Genomic DNA, 23,114 nt, shown 5'->3' on the forward strand with positions numbered 1-23,114 from the left:
CAGCCGCCGCGCCAGCGCGTTGGCCCGCGCGTTCAGCTCTGCCGCCGACAGCCGGACCTCACCGCAGACCACCGCCTCGGCATCCGGCGCCGCCGCCACCCGCGCCTCGAACAACCGGGCCAGGTTTTCTCGAAAAGAAATTGGATTCATGAAATCTCCAGATTCATGGCGTGGCGGCGCAGCGAACAGGTCCGATCAATCAGGGAAAGGAGGGCGTGCCGTAAACGTGGCTCACGGTGAACGCGGACTCGAAATGGGAGCTCAGGATCCGTTCAGCATCGAGAGGCCGCGGGGTCGCATGTCGGTCCAGTTCGCGTTGATGTACTCCAGGCAGCCCGGCCGGCTGTCCTCCCCGTGCACGACATCCCAGCCGCGAGGGACCTCGGAGAACAGGGGCCAGAGGGAATGCTGGCCCTCGGCGTTGATCAGGACGAGATAGCGTCCGTTTTCGTCCTCAAATGGATTGCTCATGAAAACCTCGCACTTTGATGTGGTCTTTTGTGTGATTCCATCGACCGGAACGCACGCTTGCCGCGCACCGTTGGAAGGCTGACAGCCGCACCGTCTCCGTCTCGGATCCGCTCACCTGTGAGCCGCTCCGCCTACCGAGAAAACCTCACCGAGATCCGATGAGACCTGTGTGGCGCGTTATCCGCGAGAGGGCCTGTGCCCGGACCCGTCAAGCGACCTCGGCTCACCGGGGCGATGTCACCTGGGCCAGGTCCTGTCTTGTCGCTCATGTTCGGGTCCCTCTTCCGATACACGCAGATCGATGGAGGTCATCCTGTTGAGTGCGGCTTGGATCTGGCTTGTAAAACGCCTGGGGAATGCGCTGAGCCGCCGGTCACCTCGGGCAGGCGTGCCGCTGTCCTAGTACTCCAGCCGCACTTATTGATCTTTGATGAGTTGTCGCTGGTAGTGGGCTTGTCGAGCGTGAGTCTGGTGTCGTCGCCGCCACAGCGACCAATGGCGGGTGTGGTGTTCGTTGATGGTGGGTCGGGTCAGCAGGGCGGAACCTGTCAATTTGATCAAGGCAGTTGAGCTGGGCTAATTCTGTGTCTGGTTCTCTGGCGTCCTTCTGCTTCGTCTGGTCTTGGTTGGGCTTGTTGATCCATGCCCGGCCGGGGAGGTCGGGCGGGGTAGGGGTGCCGCCACTGGCGAAGCGTTCGGGGTGGGCGGATTGCGCGGCGGCCAGGACTTGAGCGCGTCGGTCGCGGACGGCGGTGGCGCGGCCGTAGTGCACGTCGACCGGGTTGTGGTAGCCGATCCCGGAGTGGAGGCGGTTCTCTGGGGGTCCGGTGCTGAGCCGGGCGCTTGATCTCCACGTTTCCGCAGGTCATACGCTGTTGATCTGAAGTTAGTTGTTGCAACAGGTGTGGTTGCAAGCTGCTTGGTCGCGTGTCTATCGGGTGTTGAGTCGGGCCATGAGCTCGCGGTTGGCGGCGCGGGCCGCGTTGAGGTCTTGGTCGCGTTCTTCCAGATGCAGGCGCAGGTCCACTGTTTGCTGTTCGAGCATGATGATTCGTTGCTTCGGCTGGTCGATGTCGTCGGGCGCGCCGAGACCGGACTCCCGCCAGGCCTGTTCGCCAAGGAGCTGTGACAGGAGCCGTTCAAGGTATTGGACGCGGGTGGCTTGGCGGGCCGTGCGTTGTTGGGCGGCGAGAAGGTCGGCTTGGAGCGAGGCTCGGCTGACGGCTGGTCCGATCCCGGGGGCGTTGGGGGGTTGGGCTTCCAGGGCGTGGAGTTGTTCGAGCAGGTCGCGATGCCGGAAGGGGAAAGTGCGGTCCACGCCTGCTTGGCGGGCGATGCCGCTGACGCTGATCTCGTCTCCGGCGGTGGCCGCGTCGTTGAGGGCTTTAAGGACTAGCAGTAGGGGCAGGCGTTCCCGCCGGCCTTGACGTTGGAGGGTTAGGCGCAGACCCCGAACGGGACAGCGACTTCACCGATGGACCTGCGGGCGTGCTCGGAGTCGAGCAGGGCTTGGGCTTGTCGCCAGATCCGGTTGCCCTGCCGGTCGAACTGCAGAGGCAGCGACCCGGTCGATCGCTTCGCGGCGGCGGTTCTCACCCACCCGGTAGTACTGCTTGGTGGTGTCGAGTCTGCGGTGATCCATCAGCAGACCCCGCGGGAAAAGCGTTGGCGAAGCCGGAGTAGTCAACACTCCGCGCCGTGGTTCCGGGCCGTCCTCCAGCTGGACGAAGACGAAGAGGCCGAGGCGGGCATCAAGTCTGACTCATCGCGGCGCGTCGTGGTGCTCGACGACGTGAACGTGAAGCTGCTGAAGGCCTGGCGGAAGACTCAGGCGACTGAGCGCCTGGCAGCGGGGAAGCACTGGGTCGACAGCGGCAAGGTGTTCACCGACAAGCTGGGCCGGCCGCTGGACCTGAACGGGCTGACCGACCACACCGAGTGGCTGGTGCGACGATCGCAGCTGCCGCCGGTCCGTCTGCACGACATGAGGCACTGTGCGGCCACGATCATGCTCGCGGCCGGCACCGACATGAAGATCGTGTCGGCGACGCTCGGGCACCGGCAGTACTGGTTCACCGCGGACACGTATACGACGGTGATCCCCGAGCTTGCGACGATCGCCGCCGCGGCGACGGTGGCGATGATTCCGCGGCGCGCGTCGAGGTCGACCACGGCATGATCGTCGGCGGAATGGTCCGGCATTGGTCCGGCAGAAGATCGAACAGCTGTACCAGTAGAGATCATGGATCAAGGGATTAGCTGGTGGGCCGCCAGGGACTCGAACCCTGAACCTACGGATTAAAAGCTCGGACGATCATGATTCCAGGCAGTTCAATGCAGGTCAACGGGCATGCGCGGTCCCTTCTGAACGGCTCTGGACCACCCTGAACTGCAACCCAAACTGCAACCCGGCGACCTTAGTGGCACATCAGGCAACTTCGCCCCGTTCTGACTTGGTCAGCAAGTTTTGCGGTTCTGCGGGCACGTTGGGAGGCTCTACTCATGTCGATTCTCATCAGGGCTGCCGACCGTGGAGACGTGCCCTCCCTCGTCCACCTGCGTCTCGCGAACGCCGAAAGGCATGTCCAACTTGATCCGGTCATCTACCGTGTGCCCGACAGCGAGGCCGTACGCAGGCACTTCGAGGAGATGCTTTCGGCCGAGCCCAAGATGATGATATTGATCGCTGAGGTGGCAGGAGAGGTGGTGGGCATGGTGGAGGTGGTCTTGCTGGCAGATCCCCTGGACCACCAAATCATCCATCCCCGCCGCGCGGCCGAGATCCACACTGTCGTCCTGGACGAGCATCGCGGCAAAGGTGTGGGATCTGCCTTGGTGGTGGCGGCGGAGCAAGCTGCCGCAGAGCGCGGTGTCTCGATTCTCTATGCCGGAATCTTCGCGCCGAACAAGGAAGCCATCCGCTTCTATTCTTCGGCTGGCTTCGGAGCACATGGGACCTTGCTCAGCAAGGAGCCCGGTGTCCGTATTCCGCCACCCGCATAGCTTGGTGGGTCGCCTTGTCCAGGCCCGGCCCCGGTTCAACTCGCCAAGGCTAAACATGCGGGACAGCCGGATCACATCAGCCTGGTCCAACGCCTCTCGCACCTTCGCCCGGCCAATCGGGTCCGCTCAGCCCCGATACCCGGTGGGCCGGGGCTGAGGTACGAAGTCCCGGACCTTCGATCGCCCCCGACCCCGTGAGATGGCAGGCCACAGCATGGCGATCGTCGTGCTGCATCTGGGCGGCGGCGCGTGCCTGGTCGGCGGGTGCGGCTTGGTACGGCGGGCGCTGTGTACGGCGGGCGGCCCGCGTTCCCGCCGCCGGCCGGGACCGGCGCCCACGCCGCACGCCCGGCCGGGCGGAGCGGGCGGCGGGCCGTGCGGCGGCGCGGAGCGCCGTCGCCTTGATACCTATAAGAATAATTCGGCAGTATCTCGGTTATGACCGCGTGTCCTGTCTCGCTTGATGGTTGACACGCTGGCCTCGCTTGATGCTTGACACCTTGATCGTCTTCTGGGCTTTCTCGTTGCGTTATCGGCGCTTCGGGGGAGGCTTGGATGGCGCTGGTGGAGTTGAGCGTCGTGGAGCAGCGGTATCACGCGGTGATGGAAGTCCTGGCGGGTGCGCCGGTCACCGAGGTCGCGTTTCGTTATGGGGTGTCGCGGCAGTCGGTGCATACCTGGATGCGCCGCTATCGCGATGGCGGGCTGGGGGCGTTGGCGGATCGCTCGCATCGAGTGAGGTCGCATCCGATGCAGACGCCGGCGCAGATCGAGGTGTTGATCTGTGAGCTGCGGCGGGCGCATCCCAAGTGGGGGCCGCGGACGTTGGTGTGGGAGCTGGGCCGGCGTGGGGTGGAGCCGCTGCCGTCGCGCTCCAGTGTCTACCGGGCGTTGGTGCGTAACGGGCGAGGCTGCGCGGCGCACGAACCGCCGGTCCACCCCCGAAACCCCCGACCGGGCCGGTCACCGTCCAACGGGTGGTCAGCATCAAGGGCGGCATCATGGTCGTCGGCCAGAAGATCAACCTCGGCCGGGTACACGCCCGGAAGGTCGTCACCGTGACCGTCGATGACAGCCACATCGCGATCCACGACGAGGCGGAAACCCTCAAGGTGGTGACCCGAACCACCACCCAGGAAGTATCCCGAATCAAATCGGCCGACCATACTAAGCGGAGAAAGATCGTCTAGGCCGTGTCAAGCATCATCCGAAGCCAAAGCGTCAAGCATCAAGTGAGTCACGACACTCGGTTATGACCGCGCGCTATGAGCTAAGGTGCACGACATGAGTGAGGCGATGCAACCGTTTAACACAGGTGATTTCTGGCTTCCAGGCGAGGAGACGAACAAGATCCCAGGGAGGCTGACGCTGGGATCGCGGTGGCAAACATTAGAGTTGCATCAACCAGTCACGCCTTCGATGAGGCTCGACTCCACCGCAAGCGACGGAACTCAGACCTGGGTTCCTATTTCGAGCGGGGCGGAGGATCTTACTATTCATGGCTCGTTGGACGACGGAGTCGGACCGGTTACTCTAATATCTGCCAGTACTCGGCGCCGGGCTGGTATTGGTCGATTTGGGTCACCCGAAAGGCATACTCTAGAAAGTGAGTATGCGATCATCGGTGGCCATGTCGATGGAGAGCTTACTCTTTTCACGGACATCCGGATCAGTGCGCAGTATTTGGATTATTGGACCAACATACCAGAGTTGGATCGCCGACCGAGTGATTCCAACTCTACCCTCGTAGTCACTTACGAATTCCCCGAGAAGGTTTGGCATCCCCTGCCTGATAACACGGGTCGATTTTCGTATTCCTGCGACTGGGAGATACCTCATTCCAGCAGAAGGCGCCGACATGTCCGCACCAAGACGTGGATTCACATCTCGCTCAACGAGGGACTTTCATTCCGTGAGATTCGACGGAAATTCTTGCATCCACTGAGTGCGCTGTTGACCCTCCTCTACGATCGCGACTGCCCCCCTACCGGCTTGGAAGTAAAGAACGAGCAACATGATCATTGGCTTGGCGTCGTCGCTTATGGTATAGAGCGCGAAGACGACTTGGAGCCCGACGTCCCTCTGCTTAGCGCCTCCGAATTTGATTTCGGCAAGTTAGGAAACTGGTTCCAGCTCGCAGAAAGAATGGATCCCATACCCGGCTTGATCTCTGGATCCATTAAGGATTCGAGTCGAACGGTACAAAATCGACTTCTCGAACTTGCTACGGCCGCCGAAGGTCTACATCGCAGACTTTACGATGGAGAGCGCAGACTATCGGACGAACAGGTTACTAACGGTCTAAGTGTATTGGGTGATACATCTCTTGATAGAGATGTTTTTGAGGTACTGTCATCCGCCCTGCGAACTTATCTGTGGGATCTAAGTTTCCCAATGAGGGTTCTGGCGCTAGCCGAAAATGTAGCTGATTACACTCCAGGAGTGGCTGGTAAACCGAATCGATGGAAGTCCGCACTTGTGAATGCGCGTAATGGTTTCGCGCATGGCCTTGAGGATGACGGTACGGATTCGGTCGGGAAATACTATGTCCTCGCGCAGTCTCTGCGGTGGTTACTATCCATGCGCCTCTTTGCTGAAGCTGGAGTGTCGAAGGAGATAATGGCTCGTAATGTGATCAATTATGAGCCGTATAAGCGATTCATGCGCGCCGCTGCCCAACTATTGCCGAAAGTATACGGTCAGAGCGCCACGCGGTAGTTTCGTGGCTGTGATGCACCAAAATTGACGTGCTCTAGAAATTGCGCATTGCAAACAGTTGCCGCGACAACCGGCGGATTCGACTTGTGCTCGCTGACTTTCTTGTGAGCTGTTGTTGCTAATAAGAAACTATGCTACTGGACAATTTCGAAGCCCTGACCTGTGGCGATGCCATATCCGGGGTCCAGTAACCACGTTTCCGTTTAGTGTAACTCGGTCACGTAGGTAGCGGGATAAGCTGGACCATATCGGAGATGACAGCGTTCGCTCCGGCGTTGTGCAGGAGTTGCGCCTTGGTGGTGGAGTTGGCGTAGCCGATGCTGAGGATTTCGGCGGTCTTGGCGCTTTCGATGTCGGTGACCGAGTCGCCGATGAGGATCGTGAGGGCGGGGTCGGCGCTGAGGGCGTTGAGGGCCTGGTTGATCAGGTACGGGTGGGGCTTGAGCAGGGCCGGGTCTTGGAAGAGGGCTCGGGCTGAGATGTGGTCGAAGTAGGCGAGTAGGCCGTGGTTTTCGGTGTAGGTCTTGATGGCGGCGTCGGAGTTGTTGCTGACTACTGCCAGTCGTCGGCCTGAGGTGCGGAGCTGCTTGATGACGTTGGCCGTGCCGGGGGTGGGGGTGGCGGTGAGGGCGGCTTGGAGTTCAAGGCCGCGTAGCCCGGCTTCGACGGTTTCGGCGACCAGTGGGCCGGCCGTGGGGGCGTAGCGAAGGATCTCCAGAGGGTCGACCTGGGCGCGGATGTCCGGGGGCAGGTCGAGGGCGAGAGGTGCGAGGTAGTCGCGCAGGGTGGCGGCGATGGTGGGGGCCGGTAGTCCCGCGAAGATGGCGCATATCGGGCCGTCGAAGTCGAACAGGACGTGTTTGACGTCGGCGAGCAGGCGATGGACGTGGGCAGGCTCTGAGATCACCCTTTGAACTCCCGGCTGACGGTGTTCCACATCGACTCAAACCATAGACGAGACTGTTTGACGTACTCGCGTCCCGTGTCGTTATCGGCTGAGTGGTGGAAGATCGCGGCGTCTTTGCCCATGAGGTCGTAGATGCCGTGTGTTTCGTCGCCGATCTGAAGTTCGTAGCGCTGGATCGGGTAGAAGCCGAAGAAGGCGTCGTGGTCGTTGATGATGTAGAGCTTGAACAGCGGGGCGGCCTGGTGGACCCGGATTTGGGTGGTCGCCTTTTCGATGGCTCCGCGCGTGGCCAGTTCGTTGACCGAGTCGAGTATCGCCGTGGCGTGGCGTCGCGTGATCGTGGTGGCGCGGGCGCGGAAATCGGGGTCGTCGGTGAGGTCGTCCGCCTTGCATGGCAGGGTCATTGGCTTGGTGGTGTCGGGCAGGAGAAGCCGGATGGCCAGGCTTTTGGGGCTGAGCTGCCGGTAGCGGATCTTGTCGAGTGGTTCTTGGAGCACGCCTTGGAGCGTCTCGCCGGAGAAGCCTGCGAAGTCGATGGACACGTGATCCTGCTCGAACGCGCGCTCCAGGTGAGGCCGTAGTCCGATCGGTGGGACGACGGCAGGCAGTGCCTCCGAGATGCGCGGGGCAGGCAGGGGCGGCGTCTCGTGTCCGTGGCCGGCGGTTCCGTTGGGTGCGGGGGAGAACAGGGCCTCGGCGGTGTGGCCGGGGAACATCGCCTCCAGCACGCGGCAGTGATCGGCATACGGCAGGCTCTTGAGCTCGCCGGTGAGCCAGCGGTGGAGCTGCGCGCGGCTCGGCCTGGTGTTCTTGAGATCGGGCGCCACCCTTTTTGCTGCTTTGTCGTACTCCCGGCAGAACACCGCATATGTCTGCCAGTGGCGCTGGCGTAGTAGCGATGTCAGCAGGATCGACTGATCAGCCATGAACCGTTCCTCGATATCTGGGGCACCGGTAAGGCCAGGTTACCGAGCTGGCAGGCGAAACGAGGAGCCATAGACGAGACAAGTAGAGACACCACGACGACACACGGCACATGAACGCTATCGAGAAGCGACGCCACCTGCGGAAATGCTTGGTGGCATGGCTCAGCGGCGTGAAAATCCCTCGATTGATTCCCCGATGCGACGTGCATTTGCGGTGCTTGCCGATGGTGAAGTTGCGGCGAATGTCTGCACCTCGTGCCGGGGCAAGGGCTGGCGCTATGTCCGGGCGCATCGCGCGAACGGTACTGCTCGGCTGGACGGTCAGCCCGTGGCACTGCGCCGGGTCGAGTGCTTCGACTGCCCCGATCCCAGCGGCGAAGCGGCGTGACGAGCCTGGTTTTCTCCCCATCTGACGAAGGGACGTCGGCGTCATGGCCACCACCTACGAATCCACCGAACAGGCCACCGCGGCCTACTACGGCGCCTTGCTGGGCGGGCTGAGCGACGCGCTCAAGAAGCGCGACATCGTCGGCCGAGTGGTGCGGGTGATCCGCCTTCGACTTCGGTTCGAGGAGTACCGCTCCCCCGAGTACGTGCCCCCTGTACTGGAGGTCCGCGGACCCGACCGGCAGGTGCGGGCGACGGTGACGGTCGTCCAGGGAGTCAGCGAGCCCGCCTACTCGGTACGCCCGGCCGATGGTGAGCGCTACTACTTGTTCCCGGTCTCGGAGGGATCGGTGGCGCTTGCGTTCCTGGTCGCAAGGGCGAAGGACTGGCAGCTCACCTCATGAGCGCGCCCGTCCTCGCCCAACTCCAGGAGGGGCATGGGCGTACCTGGCAGATCATGGATTTCTTCGGCGGGTGGATCGCGATCCGGCGTCATTCCTGGTCGACTCGTGCCGAGCGATTCGGTATCCGTAACGTCCTGGGCGCCGACACTCTGAGAACTGGCGACACGGCTTGATGAACAGTCCCAAGCTGAGGCGCGGCGCAAGGGGCGGCCTTCACCGGCTCGTCATGCGAGGCCGGACGACGCCTGAGCCGCTGTTCCGCTGTAGTGCTTGATATTGCGTATGAGCTTCCACGGTTCGTTGTCCGTGGGGGCTTATTCGTGTCTGCCGGTCGTAGTCGAAGGCCGCATGAGAGTGTGCGCGTAGGCGCTGGTAAGGGCTTCGCCTGGGTTGGCTGTCCTGCTAACGTGCTTGATTAGACAGGCAGGATGAATGCGAGGGGCTCCGGGATGTCGTTCGAGTACACACCTCCCAAGTACGCGCAGTTGATCGCCGAGATGGAACGGCGGATCGAGTCCGGGGAGTATGCGCCCGGTGATCCGCTGCCGAGTGAGCATCAGTTGATGGCCGAGTTCGGGATGGCGCGGCCTACGGTGGTCAAGGCGCTTGGGGTCCTCCGTGACAACGGGTGGATCATCACCCAGCAGGGCAAGGGCCGCTTCGTACGTGGCCGGCCCGCATTGGCCGCGGGAGGGCATCCGCGTACTGGGCGGAAACTGCTGGACCGCAAAGAGATCCCGGCGACGACCCGGGTTGTCTCGGTGGGGCTGGTCAAGGCGCCTCGGCGGATCGCCTCCTACCTCGGCATCGACGGTGCGGCGTCGGTCGTGCTGCGCAAGACGGTGGTACACGAAGGTGACCAGCCCTCGGAGATCGTGGCGGCGTGGCTGCCCGCCGAGGTGGCTGAGGGGACGACGCTCGCGGCCTCGGCGGAGTTGCCGCAGGGAGTGCGGCGGCTGGTGGAGTCGGCGGCCGGGGTGGGGCTGGATCACATCATTGAGCATCTGACCGCGCGTAACCCGACCAAGGAGGAACGGGACCTGCTGGGGGTCTCGGCGTCGGCTGCGCTGCTGGATCTGTACGCGGTGGCCTGTGACGCCACGGGTAGGCCCTGGGTGGTGCTTCAAACGGTGCTGCCGGGGGATCGTCACGAGCTGGAGGACGCCTATCCGATCCGGTAGCGCATATCGGGGGTCCCAGGTTTCCCGCTCTCTGCCCGCTTGGTTTGCTTGACTAGCCAAGCGGGCTTCGCGTTTAATGGAGTCAAACAGCTTGACTAGTCAAGATGGCTGAGCAGATGAGAAGGAGGGCAGACAACATGGCGCTACAGGGTCCGATCCCGATCGGGTTTGAGCAGGTGTTCCCGTTCGGCTGCTACATCGTCGGGGAGGTCGAGCAGGTCAAGGACTTCGAGGCCTCCACCGGCGGCAAGTTCGTCCCGGCCCGCGACAAGTCCACCGGTGAGCTGGTCTGGCAGGTGGCGGTGATGGACGCCGACCCCGGCGTGAAGGCCGCGCAGAAGACGGTGTCGGTCAAGATCCTCGCCCCCGTCCAGCCGGTTCCCCCGGCGTCGATCTCGGGGCTGCCGTTCACGCCGGTGGAGTTCGACGGCATGAGCGTCACCCCGTATGTCCACCAGTCCACGGGCCGTCTGGCCTACTCGATCCGGGCGCGGGAGATGCGCGCTCCCCGCCCCGCCGGCAAGCCCGCGGCTGCCGCCGCGACCAGTGGCAAGGACGCCGCGTGAGGGCCCGCCGGTCCGGGCTGTCCTGGACGCAGATGTTCCTGCACGTCCAGGGCCGGGGCGCGGCCGACTGCCACACCTACCCCGACCGCACGCCGATCTTGGAGCTGTCGGCCGGGTCGGGTGTGGTCAAGGTCGTGCTCCCGGCCAGCGGGTGGACGACGCGGTGCGGGTGTTCGCCCGGGAGTTGGCCGAGCAGGCGCGGGCCTTCGCCGAGGAGGTCGAACGCCTCCACCACACCAAACAGGCCAACCGAGGAGAGGAAGCGGCATGAGCGGCTACACCTACACCACGATCGCCCTGGAGCCCGGCACCGCGCCGCGTGTGTCGGTGTCGGTGTACCCCGACGAGCGGGCCCGGGTCTCCTACTTCCCGCCGGTCATCGACACACGCGCGTTCTTGTCGGTGCAGCACGGTGACACCGGGGTGTTCATCGGCCTGACCTCCGACACCGTCGTGTCCGACACGCACGTGAGGTTCGCCCGGGAGTTGTTCGAGTCCGCGGCGCGCTTCCTGGCCGACTGTGAACGGCTGCGCGACGAGCACGCCGACCACGTCGAGCAGGTGGACCAGGTCCCCGATCAGGCGACGCCCGGCAAGGCTGCCTGACCGGTTTCGGGTGGGGCCGCTGGAAGCGGCAACTTCCGGCGGCCCCCGCACTTCTCCCCATCGACTCTCAGATCACGAGGAGGCGTTCAGTTTATGCTGCGTAAACTCCCTGGGGACTACACCCGGGAGATCGTTTCCACCGCCCCCGACTCGCTGGTGTTCCGCCCCACGGTGGTCAACACCCCGGCCATCTTCACCATCTTCGTCATCGCCTTCCGGGCGGTCGTGGGCCTGGTCCGCATGGTGTGGCGCCGCCCCATCGCCTGCCTGGCCGTCGTCGCCCCGCTGGTGCTGGGGATGCTGTACGGCTGGCGCGTCACACTGCTGGCCGTCGTCGCGACCGTCTCGGCGCTGGCCGGGTGGCGGCTGGCCGAACCGGTCTCGTACACCGCCTGGGCGGGCCTCCGGCTGCGCGCCTGGTGGCGGTGGATGTGGATCTACCGGCGGCACTGGCAACCCGTCATGGTCGTCGCCGGGCTGGCCAAGCACGTGGGTGGCCGGGAGTACCTGCCCCGTCTGCTCAAGGTCACCAGCACGCCCATGGCGGATGTGGTGACGGTGAGGATGCTGTCGGGGCAGACCCCGGCCGACTGGCAGGACAGAGCCGACAATCTCGCCCACGGCTTCTCCGGTCCCGAATGCCGAGTCAAGGCCGATAAGCTCGGCCGCGTCACGCTGGTGCTTCCTCGGTGCGACGTCCTCGCCACCCCCATACCAGCTCTCCCCATCCCTGCCGACGTGCAGGTCTCGGCGGTGCCGATCGGGTTGCGTGAGGACGGCGCCCTGTACCTGCTCAAGCTGCATGGCACTCACGTGCTGGTGGCCGGCGCGACCGGCGCGGGTAAGGGCTCGTGGCTGTGGTCGGCAATCCGGGGCTTGCTGCCTGCCAAGCGTGCTGGGCTGGTGGAGATGTGGGCGCTTGATCCCAAGCTGATGGAGCTGTCCTACGGGCGTGCCCTGTTCGGGGACCGGTACGCCGCCGACCCGGCCGACTGCGCTGACCTTTTGGAGGCGGCGGTCAAGGTCATGCAGGAGCGGGCGGGACGGTTCGCCGGGGTCCAGCGCAACCACGTTCCCACGGTGGACGACCCGTTCGTTCTGGTCATCGTGGATGAGGTGGCGTTCCTGACCGCCTACCAGACCGACCGCAAGCTCAAAGAGCGCATCAGCTCGGCCCTGGCCACCCTCACCACCCAGGGCCGCGCGGTCGGCCTCGGCGTCCTGGCCGCGCTCCAAGACCCCCGCAAAGAGATCCTTTCCATCCGCAACCTGTTCCCCGACAAGATCGCACTACGGCTGGACGAACCCTCACAGGTCGATCTCGTCCTCGGCGACGGAGCCCGCGACCGTGGCGCCCTGGCCGACCAGATCTCTTCCAACCCCGTCGTCGGGGCCGGGGTCGGCTACGTGCGGCTGGAAGCCTGCCCCGAAGCGGTCCGTGTCCGCGCGGCCTACGTCTCCGACGCCGACATCCGCGCCATGGTCGCCGAGTACGCCGGAGCGGGTGAGGCGGCATGAGCCTGCTCGCTGAGCTGCTGGACGGGCTGCGCTGCTCGGTCTGCGGCTGCCTCAACACGCTGTGGCTGGACGCCGTTCGTGGCCTGGTCGAGTGCCAGGAATGCGGCGGCAAGGCCGGATACCTGATCGACACGGACGGGGGCGATGCCTGGTGACAGCGGCCAACGACCGCCACACCCCCCGGGCCGTCCGCCAGGTGATGCCGATGGCCCTGGACGTCATTACCGAGGTCGCCAAGCAACACGGGGTCTGCATCCAGCCGATCCCGCTCAAGCGCACCGACACCCACACAGGCAAGACCGAGATCGTCAACATTCCCTGCGGCGCCACCCTGGACAGCAAATGCTCGCCGTGCGCCACCCGGGCCGTGCAGCTCCGCAAGGCGCAATGCCGCGAGGGCTGGCACCTGGAGGCCGAACCGATCCCCGAACGCGCTGAGCCCACCGAACGCCAGCTCTGGCTCATCCAAGAACGCGCCGACGCCCACGTGTTGCGCGAGCTCGCCGAGGAGACCGGCGGGGACGTGGACGTGTGGGACGAGGTCGTCACCACCCTGGAAGACGAACTGGCCAAGTCCGGCGTGCGAGGCAGCGTCATCCCGGGGGAGGGCAAGCCTCGCCGGTCGCGCTCGACGCGTCGCCGCCAGGACGCCCCGGACCTGCCCAAGCGCCAGCAGGAGAACCGCACTATTGGACGCACCTTCACCGCCCCGGACGGGCGCATCTACCGGCCGTCGCTGTTCATCACCCTGACCTGCGACAGCTATGGCAAGGTCCGCCCGGACGGTACCCCCGTCGATCCGGCGAGCTATGACTACGTGAGCGCGGCGCGGGATGCGATCCACTTCCCCAAGCTGGTGGACCGGTTCGTGCAGAATCTTCGCCGGGTCGCCGGTTATGACGTGCAGTACTTCGCCACCGTCGAACCGCAACGCCGTCTCGCGCCGCATCTGCACATGGCCGTCCGGGGCACCATGCCACGCGCCGAGGTCAAGGCCGTGGCGGCGGCCACCTACCACCAGGTGTGGTGGCCGTCGTGTGATGTGGTCCGCTACGAGGGCGAACACCTGCCGGTCTGGGCCGCCGACGAGCACGCCACCGACTGCGGCGCCGGGCAGGCCGGCGACTACCTCGACCCGGAAACCGGCGAGGTGCTGCCCACCTGGGAACAGGCGCTCGACCAGCTCGACGCCGATGAGGATGCCGAACCCCTGCATGTGGTGCGGCTGGGCTCGCAGGTCGATGTCAAGGGCGTCCTGGCAGGGTCCCCGGGCGCGGACCTGGGCCTGCGGTACCTGACCAAGTACCTCACGAAGTCGCTGACCGACTGCCACGAGCCGACGACTGATGCCCAGCGGGCGCACGTGGAACGGCTCATGGCGGTCCTCCGGTACGAGCCGTGCGCACCGACCTGCCCCAACTGGCTGCGCTACGGCGTCCAGCCCAAAGGCGCGAAGTCTGGAATGCGGCCGGGTTCGTGTCGTAGCAGGGCGCACAAGCCCGAACACCTCGGCTACGCCGGACGCCGTGTCCTGGTCTCGCGCAAGTGGTCCGGCAAGACCCTCGCCGAACACAAGAACGACCGCCGCGCCTGGGTGCTGGAACAGCTCGGCCTTTCGGCAACTGACGACGAGACGGCCCCCGTGGACCCGCACCGCTACATGTGGCGCGTCGCAACCCCGGCAGACCGTGACGTGCCACCCCTGGCCGAACGACTCCTGAAAGAGATCGCCAACCGGCAACGCTGGCGAACCGCACTCCAGCAAGCCCAAGCACGCGCAGACGGACAACCCATCCAAGATCCTTCGGCAATGCGGGAGGTGGCGTGACCGTGGAAAGGCTGTTCTACCGCCCCAAGGACGCGGCGACCGCGCTCGGCATCAGCCGTACGGCCGTGTTCCGCCTGATCAAGACTGGAGAGCTTCAGTCGATCAAGCGGGAGGGGTACCGGCTGGTCCCGGCCTGGGCGCTGCGCGACTTCGCCCGAGTGCTGGAGGTTGAAGCCGGTCTGACGCATCGTGAGGTGGCGTGATGGCGGCCCGCAAGCCCAATGGCCGATCGTCCATCTATCTCGGCAAAGATGGCCTCTGGCACGGCTGGGTCATGATGGGGGTCAAGGACGACGGCTCGCCTGATCGCCGGCACCGCAAGGGCGCCTCTGAGACCGAGGTGACCCGGAAGGTTCGGGACCTGGAGAAGCAGAGGGATTCCGGCAAGGTGGACAAGCCGGGGCGCGTGCCGACCGTTGAGGAGTGGATGAGGACGTGGCTCGACACCATCGCGCCACGGACCGTCAGTCGGCTCACGTTGGACAGCACGTACCGACCCAAGGTGGAGCGCTGGATCATTCCCGGGCTCGGTAAGCATCGGCTCGATCGCCTTCGCCCCGAACACCTGGATGCCTTCTACGTGTGGCTGTCGCAACAGGGGCTAGCCGAGAACACCGTGTTGCAGATTCACCGCATTCTGTCCAGGGCGCTGAAGATCGCCGTGCGTCGCGAGGTGATCGGGCGAAACGTCTGCACGCTGATCGACGCACCCACAGGCGAAGATGTCGAGATCGAGCCTTTGACGGCAGATGAGGCGCGGGCGGTCCTGAACAGTGCCAAGGACCGGCGGAACGGCACACGGTGGTCTGTGGCCCTGGCGCTGGGCCTTCGGCAGTGCGAGGCGCTCGGCCTGCGGTGGAAGTACGTCGATCTCGACAAGGGCGTGATCCGCGTTTTCTGGCAGATCAAGCACCAGCGGTACCGCCACGGCTGCGAAGATCATCACGAGTGCGGTGAACGTCTGCACCGGTACCCGTGCCCGCGGGACTGCCCCAAGTCGAAAAGGACATCGGGGCGGCGGCACATCTGCCTTCGGCAGTGTCCTCCACGTTGTCGGCAACACGGGGGTAAGTGCCCGAAGTTCTGCCCTCAGGATTGCACGGGTCACGCGCCATCGTGCCCCGAGCGTGTGGGCGGCTGGGCGTTCGTGAAGCCGAAAGGCAAGGGGAAAAGGACGGTGCTGATTCCGCCGCCGCTCATCCCGCTTCTGAAGCTCCAGCGGGAAGCAGAGCGGGCGGAGGAGAAGGCGGCCGGAAAGAAGTGGCGAGGAATGGATCTCGTCTGGTGCCGACTCGACGGGAGCCCTATCGACCCGGGTGACGACTGGGACGAATGGAAGGGACTTCTAAGGGCCGCCGGGGTCGAGAAGGATGCCCGTGTTCACGACGCCCGGCACACGGCCGCCACGCTGCTCCTGGAGCAGGGCGTGGACATCAGCGTCGTGCAGGAGATCCTTGGACACTCTCAGCTCACCACGACCAAGCGGTACACGCACGTGACGTCGAAGCTGGCGAGCGATGCGGCGGCTCGGATGGGCCGGGCGCTGTGGGATGACTGAGGCCGGCGACTGCAACCCGCTGCTGACAACTGCAACCCGAACTGCAACCCTGGGCAGGCTTCCCGATCATGAGATCTGGGAGTCTGCCCAGGTCATTATGGGTGGGCCGCCAGGGACTCGAACCCTGAACCTACGGATTAAAAGTCCGCAGCTCTGCCATTGAGCTAGCGGCCCAGCTAGATTGCAGGGTACTGAGCGTACCGCCCCCTGCGCGACTGCCTTCCCCTCTCGACCGTTTCGATACGGTCTGGAGTCAGGCGACGCGGCCTTCACTCGACGTGGTTCCCTGTCAGGGTGAGCCCCAAGCGGTTCCTTGAACGTTAGCAGGCTTCAGGGAGTCACCAGGGTCGGGCCAGGGGGAATCCCGATGTGCGAACGGGGCCCCTCCGGGCAGTCTGGAGCCATGAACGAGATGAACATTCAGGGCCATTCGACCACCAAGGAACTCCGCCGCACCCGCGAAGGCAGGATCGTCGCCGGGGTGTGCTCCGGTGCCGCCGAGTTCGTCGGCATCGACGCCAACATCATCCGGCTCGGCCTCGCCGTCGCCACCTTCTTCGGCGGCCTCGGCGTCGGTATCTACGCCGTCGCGTGGCTGCTGATCCCCGAAGAGGGCAAGAACAGCTCGATCGTCCAGGATCTGATCAACAAGCAGAAGAACGGCTCAGGTTCCACCTGGCAGCAGGTCTCCTCGTACTGGCAGCAGCCATCGCGGCCCCAGAACGCCGACCAGCCCCCGTACGCCGACCGGCCCGCCTACGGTGATCGGCCCGCCTACGCCGACCAGCCTCCGTACGCGGACCAGGCTCCCTACTCCGCTCCGGCTGCTCCCCAGCCCCACCCGCAGTCGCCGACGAGCCGGCCGCAGTCGCCGGTGGACGAGGCCCCTACGCACGCCTAGGTCACCTGGGTGCGGACCCTGGTGATGATCTCGGTACGAGACTCGGTCCAGAGCATGGCCAGTAGCGCGGCCACGGAGAGCCCCGCCGCTCCGGCAAGGGCGACCACCGGCTCTGGGCCGAGCGCTTGTGCGGCGGCACCGCCGATGAGGATCCCGATGCCCTGGGCCGCGAGCAACCCCGACTGCACCAACCCGAAGGCCTGGCCCCGGCGGTTCGCCGGCACGCACTGCACGAACGCGGCATTCGCCGCGAGCTGGTACGCCCCGCCCACCCCGGCGAGGATCCACAGGGCCAGCACGACGGCCAGCGGAGGCCGCATCGCGCACCCGATGAGCGGAGCGCAGCTGAGCATCGCCATCCAGCCCATGGCATGCAGGCGCCCGGTCGGCGCCACGAACCGGCTGAAAGCGAAGGCCCCCAGAACAGTCCCCGTCGGCATGGCGGCCATGAGCAGGCCCGTGATCAGCGTGACCCCTCTCGGATCGTCGCTGAGCGTCGCCGCGTACGGGACGGCGATGCCCTCGGGGAGCACATAGAAGCCGCAGAGCCAGGCGAACAGGACGAGCGTCCGCAGCCGCCTGTCGCCGAAGACGAGCCGGGCCCCGGCCTTGGTCATGGCCCACATGGACGTGTGCGTGTCGTCCTCGGGATCTGGCGCGGGACGCCGCCTTACGCCGACAGCGAGGATCAGCGCCGAGGCCACGAAGGTCACCGCGTCCAGCGCGAGCCCACGATATGCGCCAATGGTCGCGATCACCCCCGCCCCTGCGGCGAAGCCCAGCATCTGCACACCCTGGTTGGTCATGTTCTGCAGCGCGGAGCCCGCGACGTACCGATCGCCTTCAAGGATCTCGGGAAGCAGCGCCGCCCGGGCGGCCGTGAAGGGCGAGCTGAGCAGCACCACGCAGAAGACCAGGGCGCACAGCACCGGAAAAGGCATGGTGGGCACGGCCATCAGACCCACCAGAAGCGCCCGTGTGAGGTCGCACACGATCATGATCTGGCGCCGTGCGTACCGGTCGGCGAGCCCCGCGAGCAGCGGACCGCCGACGATCGGCGGGAGATAGGTCAGCGCGTAGACCCCGGCGGTGGCCAGAGGCGAACGGGTCCTTTCGAAGACGAGGAGAGCCAGCGCGACCTGGGCTAGCTGGTCACCGAGTAAGGAAAGGCACTGACCGACCCACAGCGCACGGAACTCGCCGATGGCGATGACTTCGCCGTACGTCGCTTGGCTTTCCGGCGAGCGGCGGTGCCGCCCGGGCAGCCGGCCTGGCCTCGTGACCGCCATATGTCTCCGCTGCGCTCGCTGGGCCGTTCCTGACAGACCGTGTTCAGTATGTCACCTACGGTGCCGACTCCGGGCGCGGTTGCGCAACCCTCATGGCCGTACGGATCTCAGCGCAGAGCTGTTATCGGGTGTTATGTCCAGAGGAGTCCCGCCAGGTGAGGCGAGGTGTCACATGGAGGTACGACGCCGTGGCCGCCGCGGTTCTGGGCCTACCAGCCGAGTTCGTGCAGGCGGTCATCATCGATCCCGAAATGATGAGCTATTTCGTGGACCACGGTGATCTGTACTTCTTCGACCACTTCGTCCTCTGTCTCGCAGATCCCGCAGATCGAGTTCCGGTAGATCTCGATCCGGTCGGGCAGGACGCCCGAGTACCACTCACCCCGCTCGGTCAGTGGGATGCCCGTGTAAAGCCCGAGAAGTCCTGGCTCGGGTGGATCGTCGACGACGACCATCACCACGTTCTCCATCACATGAGCCAGCTCGGGCGGGATCGTGTCCAGCGCCTCGGCCACGAGCTCCTCGAACTTCTCCCGCGAAACCTCGATCACCGTTCAATCGTGTCACCGCTGAGCGACAGCGCGGTAGCGCGTACGGCCGGCGGCGGTACGGACCGCCTGAGACCCAGGAGGGGAGGACCGCCCGAAGCCCAGCCCCATGAGGCCGGCGGAACGGGTGTGGACCGCATGAGGCCCGGCAGGACCTTTGTTGACTGACACCAAGACCGAGCATGACTCGCGACTGCTATGAGTCGGACCGTGTTTTCGGGTAGGCAAGACGACGATGAATTTCATGCGTTTGAGGGAGTCCGCCCAGCGGCTGAACGAGCGACGTGCCGTACGCCGGACGGTCAACGTCCTGCTGATCGGCATCGTCGCAGTGGCCGGAGCCTGGCTGGGTATCGCCATAGGTGCCCACGTGAGCACCAGTGTGGGGCCCGCGCAGATCGGAATGAGCCTGCAACCCTCCTGGGGTGGCCAGACGGTCGTGGACGTACGGCCTCTCGGCACCCTGAGGTTCGACTCCCATCACGGCCCCTTACAACTGAGCCTCAGCCTCGACGGCATCCACGCGGACATCGCCCAGCAACTCCTGGAGAGTCCTCGCTGGGCCGAGACCCTGCCCGACCTCATCGAGGCCGACCTCCAGGAGGGCCTGAAGGAACTCGTCATCAGGGCCGTCTTGTTCGCGGTCGGCGGCGGCCTCGTGACGGGCCTCATCGTCTTCCGTAGGTGGCGACGGGCGCTGTGGACGGGTCTGGGTAGTTTCACGGCGGTGGCCCTGGTCGGCCTTCTGTCCGTGATGACTTTCAATCCCCGGTCGATCGCCGAGCCCCGGTACACCGGACTGCTCACCGGCGTTCCCTCGCTCATCGGCAGCGCCGAGTCGATCGTCTCGCGCTTCACGGAGTACCGAGGCCAGCTCGCCAAGTTGGTCACCAACGTCTCCCAGCTCTACCACGCCGGGACCACGCTCCCGGTGTACTCGCCGGATCCGAACACCCTGCGAGTCCTGCACGTCTCGGACATCCACCTCAATCCCGTCGCCTGGAACATGATCCGCTCGCTGAAGGATCAGTTCAAGATCAATATGATCGTGGACACCGGTGACATCGCCGACCACGGGACAAAGGCGGAGAACAAGTTCGTCGAGGAGATCGGCACACTGGGGGTCCCATACGTGTACGTCCGCGGGAACCACGACTCCATCGCCACTCAGCGGGCGGTCGCCCGGCAGAAGAACGCGATCGTCCTGGACGGCGCTGAGAAGACCGTAGAGGGCCTGCGGATCTACGGCGTCGGTGACCCGCGGTTCACGCCCGACAAGACCGTCGACGTCAAATCGGACGCTCAGGTGCTGGTGGATCTCGGACGCGCTCACGCCGCCCGCCTGGCGCCCGCGGAGGGCGAAGGGAAGCCGGCCGCCTCGAAGCCCTCGCGTGAGGCGTCTCCGTCCCCGTCGTCCAAGCTGACAGGCGGCCAGTCGAATCCGGCGGATACGGGTGCATCCGGAGATCCCGCCGGCAAGAAGATCCCTGTCGACCTGGTCGCCGTTCACGATCCCACGGTCGGACGGGCGTTCAGCGGATCCTCGCCGCTGGTCCTGACCGGCCATGTCCACGAGCGGTCGACCGAGATGCTTCCGTCGGGTACCCGGCTGATGATCCAGGGCTCGACCGGAGGGGCGGGCCTGCGCGGCCTCGAACACGACGAGCCCACGCCGATCCAGGCCTCCGTGCTCTACTTCGACATGACCTCCCACCGCCTTCAGGCCTGGGACGACGTGACGCTCGGGGGCCTTGGGGAGCAGTGGGTCCAGATCCAGCGTCACGTGGAGAGCGAGCCTGGCCGTACAATTTCTCCGGAGCCGGTTCCGACCTCGTCGCCAACGGGAGAGGGTTCCGGAACCGAGTCGCCATTCCGGCGATGACCACTTTGGCATCAAGGGCCCACGTCCCCTATGCTTCAGAGGTCTCCGACGGAAGGCGTCACGGAACCAGGGCGAGAGTCCTGAGCCCCCATCGTCTAGCGGCCTAGGACACCGCCCTTTCAAGGCGGCGACACGGGTTCGAATCCCGTTGGGGGCACGTGTGAGCTGATGCTCACCAGTAAGACCAGAGGTCAAAGATCTCCGGAGAGCTGGTAAGCTAAGCAAGCGCAAAGGCCGAGAGTCACAGACTCCCGGCAAGCAAGGTCCTGTAGAGCAGTTTGGAGTGCTCGCCACCCTGTCAAGGTGGAGGTCGCGGGTTCAAGTCCCGTCAGGACCGCTCTGGTGGATGTCTCATCACCACCGGGTCAGGTAGCTCAGTCGGTACGAGCGTCCGCCTGAAAAGCGGAAGGTCGGCGGTTCGACCCCGCCCCTGACCACACCACCTGAACAGCCAAAACGCCGTGTGCATGCTGTGCGCGCGGCGTTCTTGCTTGGGGGTTGACGACAACTATGACGACAACCGCTTGCCTGATCGCGGCCATCCCTGAGACTCGTTGGACCTTGGCCCTTCTGGATCCGCTATAAAGGATCTATGGGAGGTCGGAAGCGTCGTCGTCAGAGACGGCAGAAGTTCTTCCGCTCCCTGGCGGTTGTCCTACCGTCGGCAGGCTCTGCCGCCGCGAGTGCAGCGGCTGGGTTCAGCAACCAGCCGACTGTCTTTCAATTGGCCTCCTTGGGACTCGCCGCTGTTTTGACGGGATGGCTCGCGTGGCGCGCCTACAGTGGTGAGGCTAATTCGCCGCCAGGTTCCGACTCGCCATCAAAGCGTGGTGATGCCCTAAAAAGAACTCTTAAATGGTGGCGTCAGCCTGCCCAGGTTTCGGCGGTTGGTCCCGTCTTGATGTAGATCTTGAGGCGAAGCCGCAGGTAGATGCAGTGGTGTCAGGTACGCAAAACGCCCCCCGTGCCGTCGGGGGGCGTTTTTGCTTGACCCAGGAAAGTGAATCTCCCAGTTTGCCCAGAGCCTTTCTCTTCTCGTCTATAGAAGTGTGGGCATATATCTTCATGGTGACATCAATGTCAGAGTGCCCGACGATCTCGCGGACGATGTGTGGAGGTACAGCCAGGTCCAGTAGGAGGCTTACGCAGGTGTGACGGAGATCGTGAAGCCGGACACTCCCGAGGTCCGCAGCGCCGCGGATCTCTCCCCAACTGCGTCGCAGATTGTCGGGCTCCATAGGTGTACCGCGACGCGAAGGAAACACGAGTCCGTGATCCTCCCAGTCCGGCCAGCAGTTCGAGCGTTCCGCAAACTGATGCTTGCGGTGCTCCTTGAGAGCATGGAGGCAGATCGGTGGCAGGGGGACGGTGCGCTCGGAGTCCTCCGTCTTCGGCTTGACGAACTGGAGTCGGCCGCCGACCCGCTGAAGGGTTTGGACGACTTCCAAGGTTCCGGCTTCTAGATCGACGTCCTCCCAGCGAAGCCCATGGAGTTCTCCACGCCGCAGCCCGAGGCAGACCGCCAGGACGTAGAGCGCGCCGAGGCGGTGGTCCCGAGCGGCCTTCAGAATCGCCTTTGCCTGAGCGACGGTCAGGCCCCGATTGACCTTGTACTTCGGTGGGGACACCTTGACGAGCTTGGCGACGTTACGCGCGATGACTTCCTCACGAACGGCGTTCTCTAGAGCATTACGAAGGACGGCATGGATCGACTGGACCATGCGCGCCTGGATCTTGTACTCACAGCAGGCGCCGCCCTTCTTGGCGCAGCATTCGGGAGTCTCGCGTGCCTTGTCCCATCCCCGCTGACAGCACTGGCAGCCGTTACGCAGGGACGTGATGAACTGGCGGACCTCGGCAGCGTTGAGTTTGTCCAGTCGCCTACGGCCGAGCGCAGGGACGAGGTAGCGCCGGACAACGCCCTCGTACCCCTGGAGCGTCTTGGGACGCCATTCGGCCTTGACAACGTGCTCCAGGTTCACCCGCCAGCACCACCGATGTCGGATGACGTTGTGATTAAGGGACTCGGCGCGTATTTCATCAGCCAGTCGCAGCAGCACCTGCGGCTCGACAGCTGCAATCGCCGAAAACAGTCTGTCTGACCTGACCGTGGTCAGTGCCCAGGCCAGATTGACGTGATGGTCGAGGTCACAGGCCCACTCCGGATGACACAATCCTCGACCCCGCTTGTGGCACTGGAGGTTTCCTGATCGCAGCACATGCACATATCGTGCGTGAATACCAAGGCCGGATGACCAAGGCACAGCAGGAGCATCTCTCTTCCGGTGCGATCCGAGGTGCCGAACTGGTCCCCGGAACTGTGCGCCTGGCCGCGATGAACATGATCTTGCATGGGGTCGGCACGAGCGACGGTCCTTCGCTCATCGACGTGCACGACGCACTGGCCAAGCAACCGCGAGG

General features: G+C 64.8%; 25 protein-coding genes, 4 tRNA genes and 2 pseudogenes. 21 read left to right on the forward strand and 10 right to left on the reverse strand.

Annotated features, from left to right (window positions below):
• Positions 1 to 261: 261 nt before the first annotated feature.
• From ACGFIV_RS31395 to ACGFIV_RS31405, 3 genes are all read right to left on the reverse strand, one after another.
• On the reverse strand, positions 262 to 471 hold the full coding sequence (locus ACGFIV_RS31395; protein ID WP_358561817.1) for an MbtH family protein: 210 nt from the start codon (positions 469 to 471) through the stop codon (positions 262 to 264).
• A gap of 931 nt (positions 472 to 1,402) precedes the next feature.
• A complete protein-coding gene (locus ACGFIV_RS31400) occupies positions 1,403 to 1,789 on the reverse strand; it encodes a hypothetical protein (RefSeq protein ID WP_392838469.1) in 387 nt (128 codons plus the stop codon).
• Positions 1,790 to 1,908: 119 nt separating this feature from the next.
• Positions 1,909 to 2,067: a hypothetical protein gene (locus ACGFIV_RS31405; RefSeq protein WP_392838470.1), complete on the reverse strand. Its 159-nt coding sequence runs from the start codon at positions 2,065 to 2,067 to the stop codon at positions 1,909 to 1,911.
• A 37-nt stretch (positions 2,068 to 2,104) separates the two neighbouring features.
• Between ACGFIV_RS31405 and ACGFIV_RS31410 the strand changes: the two genes are divergently transcribed.
• The 5 genes and pseudogenes from ACGFIV_RS31410 (at position 2,105) to ACGFIV_RS31430 (ending at position 6,192) form a co-directional block, all read left to right on the forward strand.
• Entirely contained in the window at positions 2,105 to 2,650 is a 546-nt protein-coding gene (locus ACGFIV_RS31410; RefSeq protein ID WP_392838471.1) for a tyrosine-type recombinase/integrase, read from the forward strand.
• A 323-nt stretch (positions 2,651 to 2,973) separates the two neighbouring features.
• Positions 2,974 to 3,474 carry a GNAT family N-acetyltransferase gene (locus tag ACGFIV_RS31415; protein ID WP_392838472.1) on the forward strand — a complete coding sequence of 167 codons (501 nt, stop codon included), beginning with the start codon at positions 2,974 to 2,976 and terminating at the stop codon, positions 3,472 to 3,474.
• Positions 3,475 to 4,044: 570 nt separating this feature from the next.
• Positions 4,045 to 4,470, forward strand: a pseudogene (locus ACGFIV_RS31420) (helix-turn-helix domain-containing protein); the annotation flags it as partial.
• Positions 4,452 to 4,664, forward strand: coding sequence for a hypothetical protein (locus tag ACGFIV_RS31425; RefSeq protein WP_392838526.1), 213 nt, complete (start codon positions 4,452 to 4,454; stop codon positions 4,662 to 4,664). The pseudogene ACGFIV_RS31420 and the gene ACGFIV_RS31425, both read left to right, overlap by 19 nt.
• A 94-nt stretch (positions 4,665 to 4,758) precedes the next feature.
• Positions 4,759 to 6,192, forward strand: a complete 1,434-nt coding sequence (locus ACGFIV_RS31430; RefSeq protein ID WP_392838473.1) for a HEPN domain-containing protein — start codon at positions 4,759 to 4,761, stop codon at positions 6,190 to 6,192.
• A gap of 217 nt (positions 6,193 to 6,409) precedes the next feature.
• Here ACGFIV_RS31430 and ACGFIV_RS31435 read toward each other — a convergent pair whose 3' ends face one another.
• Together ACGFIV_RS31435 and ACGFIV_RS31440 are read right to left on the reverse strand one after the other, a co-directional pair.
• Entirely contained in the window at positions 6,410 to 7,099 is a 690-nt protein-coding gene (locus ACGFIV_RS31435; RefSeq protein WP_392838474.1) for an HAD family hydrolase, read from the reverse strand.
• Positions 7,096 to 8,025: a hypothetical protein gene (locus ACGFIV_RS31440; protein WP_392838475.1), complete on the reverse strand. Its 930-nt coding sequence runs from the start codon at positions 8,023 to 8,025 to the stop codon at positions 7,096 to 7,098. The genes ACGFIV_RS31435 and ACGFIV_RS31440 overlap by 4 nt, the downstream gene beginning before the upstream one ends.
• A gap of 157 nt (positions 8,026 to 8,182) precedes the next feature.
• On the opposite strand from ACGFIV_RS31440, the gene ACGFIV_RS31445 reads away from it, so the two are divergent.
• The 4 genes from ACGFIV_RS31445 to ACGFIV_RS31460 all read left to right on the forward strand — a co-directional run bounded on the left by ACGFIV_RS31445 (position 8,183) and on the right by ACGFIV_RS31460 (position 10,563).
• Complete coding sequence (locus ACGFIV_RS31445; RefSeq protein WP_392838476.1) at positions 8,183 to 8,413, forward strand: hypothetical protein; 231 nt, start codon at positions 8,183 to 8,185, stop codon at positions 8,411 to 8,413.
• 43 nt (positions 8,414 to 8,456) lie between these two features.
• Positions 8,457 to 8,816 carry a hypothetical protein gene (locus tag ACGFIV_RS31450; RefSeq protein WP_392838477.1) on the forward strand — a complete coding sequence of 120 codons (360 nt, stop codon included), beginning with the start codon at positions 8,457 to 8,459 and terminating at the stop codon, positions 8,814 to 8,816.
• A gap of 449 nt (positions 8,817 to 9,265) precedes the next feature.
• Positions 9,266 to 9,997, forward strand: coding sequence for a GntR family transcriptional regulator (locus tag ACGFIV_RS31455; protein ID WP_392838478.1), 732 nt, complete (start codon positions 9,266 to 9,268; stop codon positions 9,995 to 9,997).
• Positions 9,998 to 10,134: 137 nt separating this feature from the next.
• Positions 10,135 to 10,563: a plasmid replication, integration and excision activator gene (locus tag ACGFIV_RS31460; protein WP_392838479.1), complete on the forward strand. Its 429-nt coding sequence runs from the start codon at positions 10,135 to 10,137 to the stop codon at positions 10,561 to 10,563.
• Between the two features lie 76 nt (positions 10,564 to 10,639).
• On the opposite strand, the gene ACGFIV_RS31465 is transcribed toward ACGFIV_RS31460, so the two are convergent.
• A complete protein-coding gene (locus tag ACGFIV_RS31465) occupies positions 10,640 to 10,798 on the reverse strand; it encodes a hypothetical protein (RefSeq protein ID WP_392838480.1) in 159 nt (52 codons plus the stop codon).
• 32 nt (positions 10,799 to 10,830) lie between these two features.
• Here ACGFIV_RS31465 and ACGFIV_RS31470 point away from each other — a divergent pair, with 32 nt between their 5' ends.
• From ACGFIV_RS31470 to ACGFIV_RS31495, 6 genes are all read left to right on the forward strand, one after another.
• On the forward strand, positions 10,831 to 11,169 hold the full coding sequence (locus ACGFIV_RS31470; protein WP_392838481.1) for a hypothetical protein: 339 nt from the start codon (positions 10,831 to 10,833) through the stop codon (positions 11,167 to 11,169).
• Between the two features lie 93 nt (positions 11,170 to 11,262).
• Positions 11,263 to 12,687, forward strand: a complete 1,425-nt coding sequence (locus ACGFIV_RS31475) for an FtsK/SpoIIIE domain-containing protein (RefSeq protein ID WP_392838482.1) — start codon at positions 11,263 to 11,265, stop codon at positions 12,685 to 12,687.
• Positions 12,684 to 12,842 (forward strand): hypothetical protein, encoded by a 159-nt coding sequence (locus ACGFIV_RS31480; protein WP_392838483.1) that lies wholly within the window; start codon positions 12,684 to 12,686, stop codon positions 12,840 to 12,842. The genes ACGFIV_RS31475 and ACGFIV_RS31480 overlap by 4 nt, the downstream gene beginning before the upstream one ends.
• Positions 12,839 to 14,515: a replication initiator gene (locus tag ACGFIV_RS31485; RefSeq protein WP_392838484.1), complete on the forward strand. Its 1,677-nt coding sequence runs from the start codon at positions 12,839 to 12,841 to the stop codon at positions 14,513 to 14,515. Before ACGFIV_RS31480 ends, ACGFIV_RS31485 begins: the two co-directional genes overlap by 4 nt.
• Complete coding sequence (locus ACGFIV_RS31490) at positions 14,512 to 14,718, forward strand: helix-turn-helix domain-containing protein (protein WP_392838485.1); 207 nt, start codon at positions 14,512 to 14,514, stop codon at positions 14,716 to 14,718. The genes ACGFIV_RS31485 and ACGFIV_RS31490 overlap by 4 nt, the downstream gene beginning before the upstream one ends.
• On the forward strand, positions 14,718 to 16,073 hold the full coding sequence (locus ACGFIV_RS31495) for a tyrosine-type recombinase/integrase (RefSeq protein ID WP_392838486.1): 1,356 nt from the start codon (positions 14,718 to 14,720) through the stop codon (positions 16,071 to 16,073). Before ACGFIV_RS31490 ends, ACGFIV_RS31495 begins: the two co-directional genes overlap by 1 nt.
• Before the next feature lie 102 nt (positions 16,074 to 16,175).
• Here ACGFIV_RS31495 and ACGFIV_RS31500 read toward each other — a convergent pair.
• Positions 16,176 to 16,247 (reverse strand) — tRNA-Lys (locus ACGFIV_RS31500).
• A gap of 229 nt (positions 16,248 to 16,476) precedes the next feature.
• Between ACGFIV_RS31500 and ACGFIV_RS31505 the strand changes: the two genes are divergently transcribed.
• Positions 16,477 to 16,974 carry a PspC domain-containing protein gene (locus tag ACGFIV_RS31505; protein ID WP_392838487.1) on the forward strand — a complete coding sequence of 166 codons (498 nt, stop codon included), beginning with the start codon at positions 16,477 to 16,479 and terminating at the stop codon, positions 16,972 to 16,974.
• On the opposite strand, the gene ACGFIV_RS31510 is transcribed toward ACGFIV_RS31505, so the two are convergent.
• The gene (locus ACGFIV_RS31510; protein ID WP_392838488.1) at positions 16,971 to 18,263 is read right to left on the reverse strand and encodes an MFS transporter; all 1,293 of its coding nucleotides are present in this window, start codon (positions 18,261 to 18,263) and stop codon (positions 16,971 to 16,973) included. The two genes, ACGFIV_RS31505 and ACGFIV_RS31510, sit on opposite strands and share 4 nt — an antisense overlap.
• Before the next feature lie 209 nt (positions 18,264 to 18,472).
• Complete coding sequence (locus ACGFIV_RS31515; protein WP_358554417.1) at positions 18,473 to 18,814, reverse strand: metallopeptidase family protein; 342 nt, start codon at positions 18,812 to 18,814, stop codon at positions 18,473 to 18,475.
• 241 nt (positions 18,815 to 19,055) lie between these two features.
• Between ACGFIV_RS31515 and ACGFIV_RS31520 the strand changes: the two genes are divergently transcribed.
• The 4 genes from ACGFIV_RS31520 (at position 19,056) to ACGFIV_RS31535 (ending at position 21,130) form a co-directional block, all read left to right on the forward strand.
• Positions 19,056 to 20,693, forward strand: coding sequence for a metallophosphoesterase (locus ACGFIV_RS31520; RefSeq protein ID WP_392838489.1), 1,638 nt, complete (start codon positions 19,056 to 19,058; stop codon positions 20,691 to 20,693).
• Between the two features lie 84 nt (positions 20,694 to 20,777).
• Positions 20,778 to 20,850: transfer RNA gene (locus tag ACGFIV_RS31525), tRNA-Glu, on the forward strand.
• A 105-nt stretch (positions 20,851 to 20,955) separates the two neighbouring features.
• Positions 20,956 to 21,030, forward strand: a tRNA-Asp gene (locus ACGFIV_RS31530).
• Between the two features lie 26 nt (positions 21,031 to 21,056).
• Positions 21,057 to 21,130 (forward strand) — tRNA-Phe (locus ACGFIV_RS31535).
• 414 nt (positions 21,131 to 21,544) lie between these two features.
• Here the strand turns inward: ACGFIV_RS31535 and ACGFIV_RS31540 are convergent.
• Positions 21,545 to 22,918 (reverse strand): tyrosine-type recombinase/integrase, encoded by a 1,374-nt coding sequence (locus ACGFIV_RS31540; protein WP_392838490.1) that lies wholly within the window; start codon positions 22,916 to 22,918, stop codon positions 21,545 to 21,547.
• On the opposite strand from ACGFIV_RS31540, the pseudogene ACGFIV_RS31545 reads away from it, so the two are divergent.
• Positions 22,903 to 23,091 (forward strand): annotated as a pseudogene (locus ACGFIV_RS31545) (N-6 DNA methylase); the annotation flags it as partial. The gene ACGFIV_RS31540 and the pseudogene ACGFIV_RS31545 overlap by 16 nt on opposite strands.
• Positions 23,092 to 23,114: the final 23 nt, after the last annotated feature.

Source organism: Sphaerisporangium sp. NPDC049003, from assembly GCF_043197795.1.
Classification (GTDB): Bacteria; Actinomycetota; Actinomycetes; order Streptosporangiales; family Streptosporangiaceae; genus Sphaerisporangium.

Excerpts from the sequence above, each read along its gene's own strand:
- ACGFIV_RS31520 (WP_392838489.1), top strand. The coding sequence starts at position 19,056 with ATGCGTTTGAGGGAGTCCGCCCAGCGGCTGAACGAGCGACGTGCCGTA.
- ACGFIV_RS31455 (WP_392838478.1), top strand. The coding sequence starts at position 9,266 with ATGTCGTTCGAGTACACACCTCCCAAGTACGCGCAGTTGATCGCCGAG.
- ACGFIV_RS31445 (WP_392838476.1), top strand. The coding sequence starts at position 8,183 with ATGGCTCAGCGGCGTGAAAATCCCTCGATTGATTCCCCGATGCGACGT.
- ACGFIV_RS31440 (WP_392838475.1), bottom strand. The coding sequence starts at position 8,025 with ATGGCTGATCAGTCGATCCTGCTGACATCGCTACTACGCCAGCGCCAC.
- ACGFIV_RS31495 (WP_392838486.1), top strand. The coding sequence starts at position 14,718 with ATGGCGGCCCGCAAGCCCAATGGCCGATCGTCCATCTATCTCGGCAAA.
- ACGFIV_RS31505 (WP_392838487.1), top strand. The coding sequence starts at position 16,477 with ATGAACGAGATGAACATTCAGGGCCATTCGACCACCAAGGAACTCCGC.
- ACGFIV_RS31395 (WP_358561817.1), bottom strand. The coding sequence starts at position 471 with ATGAGCAATCCATTTGAGGACGAAAACGGACGCTATCTCGTCCTGATC.
- ACGFIV_RS31450 (WP_392838477.1), top strand. The coding sequence starts at position 8,457 with ATGGCCACCACCTACGAATCCACCGAACAGGCCACCGCGGCCTACTAC.
- ACGFIV_RS31415 (WP_392838472.1), top strand. The coding sequence starts at position 2,974 with ATGTCGATTCTCATCAGGGCTGCCGACCGTGGAGACGTGCCCTCCCTC.
- ACGFIV_RS31480 (WP_392838483.1), top strand. The coding sequence starts at position 12,684 with ATGAGCCTGCTCGCTGAGCTGCTGGACGGGCTGCGCTGCTCGGTCTGC.
- ACGFIV_RS31460 (WP_392838479.1), top strand. The coding sequence starts at position 10,135 with ATGGCGCTACAGGGTCCGATCCCGATCGGGTTTGAGCAGGTGTTCCCG.
- ACGFIV_RS31430 (WP_392838473.1), top strand. The coding sequence starts at position 4,759 with ATGAGTGAGGCGATGCAACCGTTTAACACAGGTGATTTCTGGCTTCCA.
- ACGFIV_RS31475 (WP_392838482.1), top strand. The coding sequence starts at position 11,263 with ATGCTGCGTAAACTCCCTGGGGACTACACCCGGGAGATCGTTTCCACC.
- ACGFIV_RS31470 (WP_392838481.1), top strand. The coding sequence starts at position 10,831 with ATGAGCGGCTACACCTACACCACGATCGCCCTGGAGCCCGGCACCGCG.
- ACGFIV_RS31510 (WP_392838488.1), bottom strand. The coding sequence starts at position 18,263 with ATGGCGGTCACGAGGCCAGGCCGGCTGCCCGGGCGGCACCGCCGCTCG.